Below are 15,311 nucleotides of genomic sequence, written 5' to 3' on the forward strand. Positions count from 1 at the left end.
ACCGCTGCTACAAAGATCGTGCGCCGACCTTATCGCCCGGCCAGGCACTCCAGCAGCGCATTCAACAGCACCGGGCTGAAGATCACGCTGTCATGGTTCTCCGCCAACACCCGGGACCCCGCCAGGCCGTTGACCGCACACTCGCGCAACAACCGCAGCTCGGCGTCGCGGATCTGCGCGGCGCTGCGACTCCCCGCCGCCCACCAGCAATCGACCTTCACCGACAACGGCTTCAGGCTGAAAGCCTCGCTCAACAGGGCATTGGCATGCAGCAAGCGATACCCGGTCTCGATCTCATCCTGTAGCGCGATATCGCGATGAATCTCGCGCAAGCGCTCGACACTCACGCCACCTAGCTCGGCCACCTGCTCGATCACCCGCTCGACCACCGCCTGCTCGTCACTCAAGCTGGCACGTGCCTGTTCCAGGAAACCCAGCGCCGTCGTTTCATCAAGCCCCGGCACAAAGGCCAACAGGCTGCTCAACAACGGGCCATGCAACCCAGGCTCCTCGACTGGCGCATCAGCCTCCGTTTCAGGTTCGACGCCACACCCCTCGCCCCCCCGGGGCATGAGCGAATCCACCAGCCCGACAAAGCCCACCGGTTCACCCGCCTGCTCAAGACGATGGGCGACCTCGATGGCCAATGCCCCACCCAACGACCACCCCAACAGGTTGTAAGGCCCGTGCGGCTGCGTAGCGCGGATCTGCTCCAGGTAGTACGCCACCATGCCGTCCCAGGACTCGTCGAACCAGCCCGGCACCACATAACTCTTGTTGACCAGCCCATAGACCTGGCGCTGATTGCCCAGCGCCCCGGCCAACGGGTAGTAGGCGTAGGCCCCGCCGCCGCCCGGCGGCAGGCAGAACAGCGGACTGCGCTCATTACGGCAGGCATTCATGGCGATCACCGGCGACTTGACCCGCGCCTGCCCTTCCCGCAGGAAATCCGCCAGCGCTTCCAGGTTCGGCAGCAACAGGAAGTCATGCAACTTGATCGTCACCTCGAACGCTTCGCGCAGGCGCCCGACCAGCGCAATGACCAGCAGCGAGTGACCGCCGCGCTCGAAGAAATTGTCATCCAGCCCGACCCGCTCGACCTCCAGCACCTGCGCCCAGATCACCGCCAGACGCTGCTCCAGCTCGGTACGCGGGGCCCGGTAGAGCGGCCCCGCGGCATTCACATCCGGCGCCGGCAAGGCACGGCGCTCCAGCTTGCCGTTCGGGCTCAGCGGCATGCACTCCAGCAGCACCAGATGAGCCGGCACCATATGCTCCGGCAACCGCGCCTTGAGATGCGCCTTGAGCGCTTCACGCAACGGGCCTTGCGCCAACGGCCCGGCGTCGACCAGATCGGGTTCGAGCGGCACCAGATACGCCACCAGCTGCTTGCCCAGCGGCCCGTCGATATCGATGACATTGGCTTCGCGCACGCCCGGGTGCTCCTGCAGGCGGGCCTCGATTTCGCCCAATTCCACGCGCAAGCCGCGAATCTTGATCTGATGATCGAGACGTCCGGCGTACTCGATCACCCCCTCATCGCGATACCGGGCCAGGTCGCCGCTGCGATACAGGCGGCCACCGTGCTCGTCGAACGGGTCCGGGACAAAGCGCTCGGCGGTCAGCGCCGGACGGCAGTGATAACCACGCGCCAGCCCGACGCCACCGAGATACAGCTCGCCAGCGGCACTGAATGCCGCCGGCAGCAGGCCATTGTCCAGCACATGGCTCTTGAGGTTGTCGATCGGTCGGCCAATCGGCACGCTCAACTTGTCGTCGGCCGTGCAGGTCCAGTGAGTCACGTCGATGGCCGCTTCGGTCGGACCATAGAGGTTGTACAGCGCCGCCCGGGGCAGACGCTTCAACACCTCTTGGGCCAACTCGGCCGGCAGCGCCTCGCCACTGCAGACCAGGCGTCGAATACTGCGGCAGCGCTCCACGTCCAGCCCGGCCATGAACACCTGCAACATCGACGGCACGAAATGCAGGGTACTGACCTGATAACCCTCGATGTTGTCCATCAGCTGTTGCGGATCGCGGTGCTCCCCGGGCCTGGCAATGGCCAGGCGCGCGCCGCTCAGCAGCGGCCAGAAGAACTCCCAGACCGACACATCGAAACTGAACGGGGTCTTTTGCAGGACCGTATCCTGGGCTTGCAGGGCGTAGGCCTTCTGCATCCAGGCCAGGCGGTTGTACAACGCCCGATGACTGTTGCCGGCGCCCTTCGGCCGCCCGGTGGAACCCGAGGTGTAGATCACATAGGCCAGATGGTCCGGCAAGGTCAGGTTGCGCGGATTGTCCTCACAGGCAGCCACCGGCTCGGCAACATCCAGGCACAAGCACTGCACGTGCTCCGGGATCGGCAGGGTCTCGAGCAGATGACGCTGGGTCAGCAGCAGCTCGATGCCGCTGTCCTCGATCATGTAGGCCAGGCGTTCGCGAGGATACTCCGGGTCCAGCGGCACATAGGCGCCGCCGGCCTTGAGGATCGCCAACAGGCCGATCACCATCTCCAGGCTGCGCTCGGCGGCGATGCCCACCAGCACATCCGGCCCCACTCCGCGCTCGCGCAGACGATGAGCCAGCTGGTTGGCCCGGCCATTGAGCTGGCGATAACTCAACTGTTGTCCGTCGAACAGCAGCGCCGGCGCCTCGGGCGAACGCCGCACCTGGGCCTCGATCAGGCGGTGCAGGCACCCGGGGGCCGGATAGTCGGCCTGGGTCCGGTTCCATTCCCGCAGCGTCTGCCGCGTCTCGGCCTCAGCGAGCATCGGCAGTTCGCCGAGGCGCTGTTCGGCCGAGCCGGCCAAGGCCAGCAGCAGGTGCTCGAAATGCCCGGCCAGTTGCGCCACTGCCGCATCCGAAAGCTGTTGTCGGGCGTAGCGGTAGTCCACTGACATGACCTCGCCCACCTCCACCACCAGGGTCAGCGGATAGTGCGTCTGTTCCCGGCTCTGCAAGTCGCTGAAGGCCAACCCGTTGTCCGCGCCCTGCTCCAGGACCTGCGAGGTCGGATAGTTCTCGAACACCAGCAAGGTGTCGAACAGCGCTTCGCCGCTCCAGCCGGCCCAGCGCTGGATGTCGTACAGCGGGGTGTGCTGGTGCTCGCGCAAGGCCAGGTTGCGCGCCTGAACCTGTTGCAGCCAGTCGCCGACCCGCAGCTCCGGCCCCGGACTGCCCAGCACCGGCAGGGTGTTGATAAACAGGCCCAACTGTTCCTCGACACCGGGCAGGTCCGCCGGACGCCCGGACACCGTGGCGCCTAAGGTGACGCTGCGCTGGCCGGTGTAGCGTTGCAGCAGCAACAGCCAGGTCGCCTGCAGCAGGGTGTTGAGGGTCACCCGCTGCTCGCGGGCGAACTCGCCCAGGTGCAGGGTCCGCGCCGCATCGAGGCTCTGGCGATGTTCGCCATGACCAACGGCGTTCACCACACCACCGGCCTTGAACGCCTGCACCAGGCGGGTCGGCTCGTCGAAGGCCGCCATCTGCTCGCGCCAGAAGCGCTGATCAGCGTCGCTGTCCTGGCGTTGCAGCCACTGGATATAGTCGCACAAGCGGCTGCCCGGCGGCGTCACGATGTGTCCGTTGTAGTGCTCCAGCACCTCGCCCAACAGCCGCGCACTGCTCCAGCCGTCCAGCAGGATATGGTGGTTGGTGTAGATCAGGTGATGACCTCGTTCCGCGGTGCGCAATACAGTCAAGCGCAACAGCGGCTCACCCGCCAGGTCAAAGCCGCGCCGCAGATCCGCTTCGGCCAGTTCGGCCAATAGCGCTTCAAGCCCGTCGCGACCGCGCAGATCCTCTTCGGCAAAGGCCAGGACCTCGGTTTTACGGATCACCTGCAAAGGCTGCCCGCGGCCTTCGGCAAAGCGCGCCCGCAGCGCCTCGTGACGCTCGATAGCGGCCTGCCAGGCGGCACGGAAACGCGGGACGTCGAGCCCCGTCACATCGACCCGCATCTGGTTCAGGTAGTTGCCCGAGGCCGGTGCCGACAGACTGTGGAACAGCATGCCCTGCTGCATCGGCGACAGCGGGTAGACATCCTCGATGTCCCGCGCCGCCACCGGCAGGCGATCCAGTTGCGCCTGGTCCAGGCCCGCCAGCGGGAAGTCCGACGGGGTCACGCCGTGGTGCTCGTCGCGCAGGCAATGGCCGATCACTTCAGCCAGCGCCTGCTCGTACGCCGCCGCCAGGCGCTCGATGGTTTCGGCGTGATAGACCTCGCCACTGAAGCTCCAGTCCAATTGCAACCGGCCGTCGTAGACCTGGCCATTGAGGCTCAGCCAGTTACCCAGCGGTGCGTCCTCGTTCTGGCTCGCGCCGCAGTCATCGGCGCTCGGCATCAACAGCACGCGCTCGCCAGGGCCGGCCTGCGCATCGAACTGGCCCAGGTAATTGAAGGTCACCCGGGCTTCGGGCAACGCTTGCAACGCCGCGACCGTCCCGGCATCGCCCAGGTAACGCAGGATCCCGTAGCCGATGCCCTTGTTCGGCACCGCGCGCAATTGCTCCTTGATGCGGCGGATACTCGCCCCGAGCTCGGCGCATGGCGTCAGCCGCAGGGGAAACAGGCTGCTGAACCAGCCCACCGTGCGACTCAGGTCGAGGTCCTCGAAAAGGTCCTCGCGACCGTGGCCCTCCAGCTGGATCAACGCCGACGCCTGCCCGCTCCAGGCACACAGCACCCGGGCCAGGGCAGTCAGCAGCAGGTCGTTGACCTGGGTCCGATAGGCCGCCGGGGCTACTTTCAACAGCTGTTGGGTGAGGTCCTTGCTCAGGCAGGAACGGGCATGACGGACCTGGCGCCGGGTATTGGCCCCCAGCGGGTTATCCCGGGGCAGTTGGCCTTCCGCGTGCCCGAGGCTCTGCAACCAGTAGTTGCGTTCAGCCTTGAGCAGCGGGCCACGGGCATAAGCTTGCAAGTGCTCGGCCCAGGCCTTGAGCGAACTGCTGCGCGGCGCCAGGACTGGCGAGCGCCCCGCCGCCAGGGCGGTATAGGCCTGTTGCAGGTCTTCGAGCAACACGCGCCACGACACCCCGTCCACCGCCAGGTGATGAATCACCAGCAGCAGGCGCTGCCCTTGCGGCAGGTTGACCAACAGGGCGCGCAACAGCGGTCCCTGCTTCAGGTCGAGGCTACGCTGGGCTTCGTCGGCCAGTTCGCGCAGGCGCGCCGGATCGTCGAGTTCGTGCACCCACAACGGATCAATCGCGACGCCCGTGCCGAAGCTCGCCTGCCAAACGCCGTCCCGCTGCTCGAAACCAAGGCGCAGGGCCTCGTGCCGCTCGATCAGCATGTGCAAGGCATTGCGCAGGTGTTCCGGCTCCAGGGTCGTCGACGGCTCAAGCATCAATGCCTGGTTCCAGTGCTGACGCTGGGGGATCTCCAGCTCGAAAAACCGTGCCTGGATCGGTAGCAGCGGCAGGCTGCCCTGGACCACCTCGACCACCTCGGCCTTCTTCTCGATCAGCCGGGCCACCGTCGCCAGTTGGCCGATGGTCTGTTTCTCGAACAACTGCCGGGGGCTCAACTTGATGCCCTGGCGCTTGGCCCGGGCGATGATCTGCAAGCTGAGGATCGAATCGCCGCCCAGTTCGAAGAAGTTGTCGCTGCTGCCGACCCGCTCCAGCTTGAGCACATCGGCCCAGACCGCCGCGAGCTTTTCTTCGATCTCGCCGACCGGCGCGGTGTAACGCTTGCCGGCGACACCCGGTTTGGGCAGCGCACGTTTGTCGAGCTTGCCGTTGGCGGTCAGCGGCAGGCGTTCGAGGGCGACGATATGCGCCGGCACCAGGTACTCCGGCAGTTCGGCCAGCAAGGATTGGCGCAAGGTCTCGACTGCCAGTTCGGTGCCGGCTTCGGGAACACAATAGGCGACCAGTTGCAGGCGCGAAGCATCGCTGTCCAGCGGCAGGGCCAGGACCACCGCCTCGCGTACGTCGTCCAGGCCTTGCAGCACCTGCGCGACTTCACCGGGCTCGACCCGGTAGCCGCGAATCTTCACCTGATCGTCGGCCCGACCGAGGTACTCCACCCACCCGTCGCTTAGCCGCGCGCGGTCGCCGGCACGGTACAGACGCTCGCCGTGCAGCGACTCGGGATCGGGCACAAAACGTTCGGCGGTCATTGCCGCCCGTCCCAGATAACCCTGGGCCAGGCCGGCACCACCCAGGTACAGATCACCGGCGACGCGTTCCGCCACCGGGTTGAGCCAGGCATCCAGCACCCGCGCCTGGGCATTGGCCAGCGGCCACCCCACCGGCACCGTGCGGCAACCCGCCAGGCGCGCCTGGACTTCATGGGTCAGGATACCCACGGTGGTTTCCGTCGGCCCGTAGTGGTTGACGATGCGACACTCCGGCGCCAGGCGCCGGATCTGCTCGATCAGCGCCCAGGGGCTGGCCTCGCCGCCGAGGACCAGCAATTGCCGGGGCAGCACGTCCGCCGGCCGCGCGGCCTGCAACAGGCCCTGCAAATGGCTCGGGACGATTTTCAGCACATCCACCCGGTGCTCGGCCATATAGGCGGCGAAGCCGTCGGGATCGAAGGCGTGTTCGGCGGCCATCAGATGCAGCGGGCGACCGGACGCCAGCGCACCGAACAGCTGGGTGTGCCCGAGGTCGGCGGCAATGGTCGAGACCAGCGCCAGGCTCGCCCCGGACGCCAGGTCCAGGCGTTGCAACAAGGCCTGCACGTAATTCGCCAGGGCCCGGTGGCTGATCAGCACACCCTTGGGCTGCCCGGTGGAACCGGAGGTGTAGATGATATAGGCCGGCTGCTCCGGCAGGACCCGGATCGCCAGGGGCTCGGCAGCGCAATCGGCCCATTGTCCGGGGTCATGGGCCAGCACCGGGCAGATGCCCAGGCCGGCCGACTTGGCATCGCCCGGCGCATGCATCAGCAGCGTGGCGGCACTGTCCTTGAGCAGTTGCTGCAAACGTTCGCGCGGTTGCGCCGTATCCAGCGGCAGGTAGACCGCGCCGGTCTTCAGCACGGCGAGCAGCCCGACCACCCACTCGAAGGAACGCTCCTGGCACAGGGCGATCACATCACCGCGACCCAGGCCCTGGGCCCGCAGATAGTGCGCCAGTCGGTTGGAGCGGCGTTCCAGTTCGTCGTAGTCGATCGCTTGACCGGCGGCATGCAACGCCGGCCGGCCATGCCCGATCCGCCGCCCCTGTTCCCAGAGTGCGAGGAAATCCGTAAAGGGCCATGGCGCTGTCCGGTGCTCGATGGCCCGGGCGGCGCCAGCGGGTTGTGCCAGCAGCGGCTGCTCAGCGGCGTGCGCCAGTTGCTCCAGTACCTGGCGCCAGGACGCGGCCAGGCGCTCGATGGTCGCGGCCTCGAACAGGTCGGTGGCATAGGTGAAGCCGGCCTCGATCCCTTGCGCGGTGTCGGTGAAATCCAGGGCCAGGTCGAAGCGCGCATCGGTGACGTCGATGGCGAAGGCTTCGACGCTCAGGTCGTGGGCCTTGTCCCCGGCGCTGGCGGCGGCCAGCACGTTCTGGTTGATCTTGACCTGGAACAGCGGGTTGTGACCGAGGTGGCGTTCCGGGGCCAGGGCTTCCACCAGTTGTTCGAAAGGCAACTCCTGATGGGACTGGGCGCCGCTCACCACCTGTTTCACCTGTTCCAGAAGTTGCTGGAAGGTGACGCGCTCATCCACCTGTACCCGCAGGACCTGGGTGTTGACAAAGAAGCCGATCAACCCTTCCAGTTCTTCGCGGCTGCGTCCGGCATTCGGCGCGCCGATGCGGATATCGGCCTGGCCGCTGTAGCGCGAAAGCACCACGGCCAGCGCCGCGAGGCTGAGCATGAACAGGGTCTGGCCGTTCTGCCGCGCCAGGCTCTTGAGTTGTGCCGAGAGGGCCGCTGTCAGGTCGCTGTGGACGATGGCGCCACGGTAGCTCGGGTGCGCCGGGCGCTCGTGGTCCAGGGGCAGTTCCAGCAGCGGATGTTCGTCGCCCAGCTGGGCTTTCCAATACGCCAGCTGGCGCTCGCCCTCGCCGGCTTCGAGCCAGGCCCGTTGCCAGATGGCGAAGTCGGCGTACTGGATCGGCAGCGCCGGTAGCTCCAGACGCGGCCCCTGGTAGAAACGGATGAACTCACGCACCAGCACCTCCCCCGACCAACCGTCGGAAATGATGTGGTGCATGCACAGGGTCAGCACGTGCTCTGCTTCGCCCAGGCGGAACAGCCTGACCCGCAGCAATGGCCCTTGCAACAGGTCGAACGGCGCGCTCAACTCGGCGCGGACCAAGCTCTTGAGGTGCTCCTCGACGCTGTCGGTGCCAGTCGCCAAGACATCGACCCGCACCAGGTTCACCCCAGACTGCTCAAGAATCTCCTGATGAAACACACCGTCCACCGAGACAAAGCGCGTGCGCAGGCTTTCATGCCGCCGCACCAGTTGCTCCAGGGCCCGGCCCAGCGCCGGCTCATCCAGCCCGCCGCTCAAGCGCACGGCCATCGGTACGTTGTAGGCGCTGTTGCGCGGCTCCAGTTGCCAGAGAATCAGCATCTGCTGCTGGGCATGGGACAGCGGAATACGCGGGACCTCGTGCCGGGTGACGGCGATCGGCAGCAGCCTGAAGCTCTGCCCGCTGGCCTGCATTTTTTCCAGGATCTGTCGGCGCTGGTCCAGGGGCAGGCCGACGAAACGCCGGGCAATCCGTTGTGCCGTGGTGGTCTCCATCTCAAGCCTCCGCCATATCGTTCATCATGCGTTCAATGTCGGACAGCCCGTCATCGGTCAGGGCAAGGCCGCTGCCTTCAAGTGCCTGTGCAAACTCGTTCAATTGAGGTTTCTCGAAAATCAGCCGCAGCGGTATGTCGATTCCCAGGCCCGAATGGATCCTGGAGATCACCTGGGCGGCCAGCAACGAATGCCCGCCCAGCTCGAAGAAGTTGTCGTCCAGGCCGACCCGCTCGACCTGCAGCACCTGCGCCCAGATCGCCGCCAGTTGCTGTTCGCGCTCGCTGCGCGGGGCTGCATAGGCCTGCTGCCAGGCGCTCGGGTCCGGCTTGGGCAGGGCCTTGCGGTCCAGCTTGCCGCCGGGGGTCATCGGCAAGGCGTCGAGCACCACCCAGTGCGCCGGGACCATATAGTCCGGCAGGTTGGCCTTGAGATCGTCGCGCAGGGCCTCGCGCAAAAGCCGCGGGGTGTCGTGCAAGGCCGGATCGGCGGGCAGCAGATAGGCCGCCAACTGCTTGCCGGACGGGCCGTCGACAGCCACCACCAGCGCTTCGCGCACCTGCGGATGCTGTTGCAGGCGCGCTTCGATCTCACCCAGTTCAATACGGAAACCACGGATCTTGACCTGATGGTCGAGGCGCCCGGCGTATTCGATCAGCCCGGCGTCGCGGTAGCGGGCCAGGTCGCCGGTCCGGTACAAACGGCCGCCGCCCTGCTCGGCGAACGGGTCGGGGATAAAGCGCTCGGCGGTCAACGCTGCACGGCGGTGATACCCGCGGGCCAGCAAGGCGCCGCCGATCAGCAACTCGCCCGTGGCGCCCTGGACCGCCGGGGTGAAATCGCTGTCGAGGATATACATGCGCCGGCCCCCCAGCGGTCGGCCGATCGGCATCGACAACGGTTTGGGCAGTTCACCGCGAACATACGCGTCACACTCCAGGTAGCTGGCGCTGATAGTGGTTTCCGTCGGGCCGTAGGTATTGAGCAGGCGCACATGGCCCAGCCCCGCCTGCTTCCACAGTTCGAGGCCTTCCGGCGGCATGGCCTCGCCGGTGGCGCTGACCTGGCGCAGCGGGCCGAAGTCCCTCGGTACCTGGCGGCTGAATTCCTGCACCAGCAGGTACCAGTAGGCGGTGCTCAGGTCCGCCACGGTGATCCCCGAGCGCAGCACTTCACGGTGGAAGGTGGCGCTGTCCCAGACCTCGTTGCCACGTACCACAACCGCCGCGCCGTGGCACAGGGCCGGGAACAGCTGCTCGACGAAGCCGTCGAAATTGAGGGTGGAGAACAGCAGCACGCGGTCCTCGGGTCGCAGGCGGAAATACTCGATGGCGACGTGGCTATGGGCGCTCAGGGCCGCGTGGTCGATGGCCACGCCCTTGGGCTGGCCGGTGGAACCGGAGGTGTAGATGATGTAGGCCAGGTTGTGCGGCCGCACGAGACTGACCGGTGCTTCGTCACCTGGGCCTGGCGACCCGTCTTCGACCGGGTCCAGGCACAGCGTGCGCAGCGATGCCGCCAGCGGCAAGCGTGCCAGCAGATGAGCCTGGCAGAGCAACAGCTCGATACCGCTGTCCCGTATCATGTAGGCCAGGCGCTCGCGGGGGAACTCCGGGTCCAGCGGCACGTAGGCGCCGCCGGCCTTGAGGATCGCCAGCAAGCCGACCACCATCTCCAGTCCGCGATCCACACTGATGCCCACCGGCACTTCCGGGCCGACGCCGAGCGCCCGCAGTTGGTGGGCCAGGCGGTTGACCCGGCGCTCCAGCTCGGCATAGGTCAACTGCTCCTCGCCGAAGATCAGCGCCGTGGCCTCGGGGGTCGCCCGGGCCTGGGCGGCGATCCGCTCGTGGACGCAGGGCGCGTCCGGGTAAACGCCGTCGATACGGCTCCAGTGGTGCAGGATGCACTGGCGCTCTTGGCTATCCAGCAGCGGCAGGTCGGCAATGCGCTGGGCCACGCCCTCCTGGACAATTGCCCGCAGCAGGTTGCGCCAGTGCGCGGCCATACGCTCGACGGTGGCGACATCGAACAGCGCGGTGGCATAGGTCAGGGCCGCCCGCAGGCCTTCTTCACCTTCAACGGTGTCCAGCGCCAGGTCGAACTGGGCGCCATGACCGCCGCTGTCCAGGCCTTCGATATGCAGGCCCGGCACTTGGCGCACCACCCCCTTGCGTTCGCTCTGGTGGTTGTAGAGCACCTGGAACAACGGACTGTGGCTGAGGCTGCGCTCGGGCTGCAGGGCCTGCACCAGGCGCTCGAACGGCAGGTCCTGATGCGCCTGGGCACCCAGCGCCGCCTGCTTGACCTGGGCCAGCAGTTGGCCAAAGGTACCCTGTGGCTCGAACTCGGCCTTGAGCACCTGGGTGTTGACGAAGAAGCCGATCAGGCCCTCGGTTTCCACGCGGGTGCGGTTGGCGATCGGCACGCCGACACGGATATCGGCCTGGCCCGAGTAGCGATGCAGCAGGGTCTGGAACGAAGCCAGCAACAACATGAACAGGGTCACGCCCTGCTCCCGGGCAAGCGCCTTGAGCGCTATCAGCAAGGTCGGCTCGAACGCGACCTCGAGGCGTGCCCCGACGCTGCTCTGCAACGCCGGGCGCGGCCGGTCGCTCGGCAACTCCAGCACCGGCTGCTGGTCGCCGAGCTGACCGCGCCAGTAGTCCAGTTGCCGCGCCTCCTCGCCCGCCGCCATCCAGTCGCGCTGCCAATCGGCGAAGTCGGCGTACTGGAACGGCAGATCCTTGAGCACGGGCGCATGACCCTGGCTGAAGGCGGTGTAGTACTCGATCAACTCGTCGACCATGATCGGCATCGACCAGCCATCCGAAACGATATGGTGCAGGGTCACCACCAACACATGCCGCGCCTGGCCGAGGCTCAGCAAGCGTGCCCGCAGCAAAGGCCCGTGTTGCAGGTCGAAGGGCGCCTCCACTTCTTGCGCCACGCGGGCCTTGACCCAGGCCTCGGGGTCTTCGCCCGAAATCGGCTTGAACTCATCCAGTGCCAGGGCAAAGACCGCAGCCGCTTGCACCTGCTGTACACCCTGCCCGTCCAGTTGGCCGAAAGTGGTGCGCAAGCTTTCGTGACGGGCGACCAGGGCTTCGAAGCCGCGGCGCAAGGCTTCACGATCCAGGACCCCGTCCAGTCGCAGCGCGGTCGGGATGTGATAGGCGCTGTTATCCGGTTCCAGTTGCCAGAGCAGCCACTGGCGTTGCTGGGCATAGGACAAGCGTAGCGGCTGGTTACGATCGACCAGGCGGAAGGCCGGTGCGTTCGGCGCCCGATCCGTTCCGGCGCTCTCGGCAAAACCGCCCAGGTCCGTGGTCTCGAACAGGCTGCGCAGGGACAGCTCCAGGCCCAGTTCCTGGCGCGCCCGGGCGATCACCTGGGTCGCCAGCAATGAGTGCCCGCCCAGTTCGAAGAAGTTGTCCCGCAGGCCGACCCGGTCGACCCGCAGCACCTGGGCCCAGATCGCCGCCAGTTGCTGCTCGATTTCCCGTTGCGGAGCGACGTAAGCCTGCTTTAGCACATGACTGTCCGGAGCGGGCAAGGCCTTGCGGTCGAGCTTGCCGTTGGCGGTCAGCGGCAGTGTATCCAGCAGCACCAGGTGCGTCGGCAGCATGTAGTCGGCCAGATGGGCCTTGAGGTAGTTGCGCAGTTCGCCGTGCAGGGTGGTGGCCTGCGACTCGTCTTGCCGCACCGCCGGATCGGTGGGGACCAGGTAGGCCACCAGTTGGCTGCCGCTCGCGCCCTCCAGCGCCAGCACCGCGGCCGCGCTCACCCGTGCATGGTCTTGCAGGCGCGCCTCGATTTCCCCTAGTTCGATGCGGAAGCCGCGAATTTTCACCTGCTGGTCGCGCCGGCCGATGTATTCGATCACGCCATCGGCACGCCGGCGCGCCAGGTCACCGCTGCGGTAGAGGCGTCGGCTGCCCTGCGGATCGAATGGGTCGGGAACAAAGCGCGTGACCGTCAGCTCCGGGCGCTTCAGGTAACCCCGCGCCAGCCCGGCACCGGCCACATACAACTCGCCGACGCAGCCCGGCGGCACCAGGTTCAGCGCATCGTCCAGCAGGTACAGGGACAGGTCGCTGAGCGGCTCGCCGATGGGGCTGCCGGCGGCCTGTTCGAGGTCGGCCAGGGACAACGGCCGGTAGGTCACGTGTACGGTGGTTTCGGTGATGCCGTACATATTGACCAGCTTCGGCGCCTGATCGCCGAAGCGCTCGAACCAGGCGCGCAGGCCCTGCACTTCCAGAGCCTCGCCGCCGAACACGACGTAACGCAAGGCCAGCTCGCGCGGTGAATCGACGGCCACCGACAACAGCGACTTGAATGCCGAAGGCGTCTGGTTCAGCACCGTCACCCGCTCATCGCAGAGCAGGCGGTGGAAATCCTGGGGCGAACGACTGACGTCCTGCGGCACCAGCACCAGCTTGCCGCCATGAAGCAAGGCCCCGAAGATTTCCCAGACCGAGAAATCGAAGGCGTAGGAGTGAAACAGCGTCCAGATATCGTCGGCACCGAAGCCAAACCCGGCATCGCTGGCGCTGAACAGGCGCAGCACATTGCCATGGGGCAACAAGACGCCCTTGGGCTTGCCGGTGGAACCCGAGGTGTAGATGACATAGGCGAGATGATCGGCGCCGGTGACACAGGGCGGATTGTCCCGCGAGCTGTCCTGGGGTAGCTGATCCAGGTCGAGGCACTCGACGTCCGCCAGTATCGGCAGGCGCCCCGGCAGGTGCCCTTGCGCCAACAACAACTTGAGGCCGCTGTCCTCGATCATGTAACGCAGGCGCTCGTCCGGGTAGCCCGGGTCCAGCGGCACATAGGCGCCACCGGCCTTGAGCACCGCGACAATCGCCACGAGCATCTCCAGCGAGCGCTCGCAGGCCACGCCCACCAGCACATCCGCGCCGACGCCCCGGGCGATCAGGCGATGGGCCCACTGGTTGGCGCGGGCGTTGAGTTCGCCGTAGGTCAGTTGCTGGTCGGCGAAGACCACGGCCACCGCGTCCGGACGCAACGTCGCCTGGGTTTCGATGCGTTGTTGCAGGCTGCCGTCGACCGGATATTGGCGGGGTGCCGGGTTGCATTGGACCAGGACCTGGCGCTGCTCGCCCGGCTCCAGCAGGACGATATCGGCGATACGCAGATGTGGGTTCTCGACAATCGAACGCAGCAGGTTCAGCCAGTGCCGGGCCAGGCGTTCAATGGTGCTCGCTTCGAACAGATCGGTGGCGTATTTGAATACAGCCTCGATACCGTGAGGTTGATCGACGGTATCGAGCACCAGGTCGAACTGCGCCGTCCGGCTTTGCCAGTGCAGCGGTTCGATGCGCAATGCCTGGGGTGGCGATGGCGATGCCACATTCTGCGCCGCACCGAGAGGATTCACCCGCCCTTGCGCCTGGTGATTGAACATCACCTGGAACAACGGACTGTGGCTCAAGCTGCGTCCCGGCTCCAGCGCCTCGACCAGTTGCTCGAACGGCAGGTCCTGATGGGCCTGGGCCTCCTGCTGCGTCTGCCAGACCTGACGCAGCAGTTCGACAAAGCCGTACTGCCCGTCCACCTCGGCCTTGAGCACCTGGGTGTTGACGAAGAAGCCGATCAACCGCTCCACCTCGGCCCGCTCGCGGTTGGCCACCGGCACCCCGACGCGGATATCGCCCTGCCCGCTGTAGCGATGCAACAGCGCCTGGAACGACGCCAGCAACAAGGCGAACAGACTGACCCCTTGCGCTCGGGCCAGGACCTTGAGCCCTTCGCTCAACGCCGGGTCGAGTACCAGGGCCTGACTGGCCCCGGCAAAGCTCGGGGACAACGGCCGCGGATGATCGACCGGCAACTCCAGCACCGGCTGCTCGCCGCCGAGCTTGCCCAGCCAATATTCCAGCTGGCGCTCCTGTTCACCGGCTTCCATCCAGTGCCGCTGCCACAACGCATAGTCGGCGTACTGGATCGGCAACGCCGGCAACTGCGGCGCACGGCCCTGGCTCAGATCGGCATACAGCGCCAACAGCTCCTCGGTCATCACCTGCTGGGACCAGCCGTCCGAAACGATATGGTGCTGGGTCAGCACCAGCACCTGCTCATCGGCCGTCACCTGCAACAGCGCGGCCCGCAACAGCGGGCCGCTGGCCAGATCAAAAGGCTGCCGGCTCCGCGCCTGGACAAAGGCCTGGACCCGCGCCTCACGCTCCGCCCGGGAGCTCGGTTCGAGGGCCTGCAGATCCAGGCTGAAGCGAGCGGCGGGCAACACCACCTGCAGCGGTTGCCCATCGGTCTGGGTGAAGACCGTGCGCAAGCTTTCGTGCCGCTCCACCAGGGCCTGGAAGCTACCCTGCAAGGCGTTTGCATCGAGCTGGCCGTACACCCGCAGGGCCGTGGCGATGTTGTAGGCGGCACTGTCCGGCGCCCATTGCCAGAGGAACCACTGGCGCTGTTGGGCGTAGGACAGCAGCAGGGGCTCCTCGGCCGCGCGGCGGAACACCGGCGCGACCTCGAACAGATTGATGCCCTTGCGCTTGAGCAATGCCGCCAAGCCTTTACGCTGCTTGGACGAGAGCTGTCCTACCGACTCGATTAACCCTTGCACTCGTG

2 protein-coding genes are annotated in these 15,311 nt (G+C 66.6%); both read right to left on the bottom strand.

All coding sequences use genetic code 11. From position 1 onward, the window contains the following. Nucleotides 1-29 precede the first annotated feature (29 nt). On the bottom strand, nt 30-8,696 hold the full coding sequence (locus tag M5B96_RS10410) for an amino acid adenylation domain-containing protein (RefSeq protein WP_248796628.1): 8,667 nt from the start codon (nt 8,694-8,696) through the stop codon (nt 30-32). A gap of 1 nt (nt 8,697) precedes the next feature. Continuing rightward, complete coding sequence (locus M5B96_RS10415) at nt 8,698-15,306, bottom strand: non-ribosomal peptide synthetase (RefSeq protein ID WP_248796630.1); 6,609 nt, start codon at nt 15,304-15,306, stop codon at nt 8,698-8,700. Nucleotides 15,307-15,311 lie beyond the last annotated feature (5 nt).

Source organism: Pseudomonas sp. MWU13-2105 (assembly GCF_023242315.1).
Taxonomy (GTDB): Bacteria; Pseudomonadota; Gammaproteobacteria; order Pseudomonadales; family Pseudomonadaceae; genus Aquipseudomonas.

Excerpts from the sequence above, each read along its gene's own strand:
- M5B96_RS10410 (WP_248796628.1), bottom strand. The coding sequence starts at position 8,696 with ATGGAGACCACCACGGCACAACGGATTGCCCGGCGTTTCGTCGGCCTG.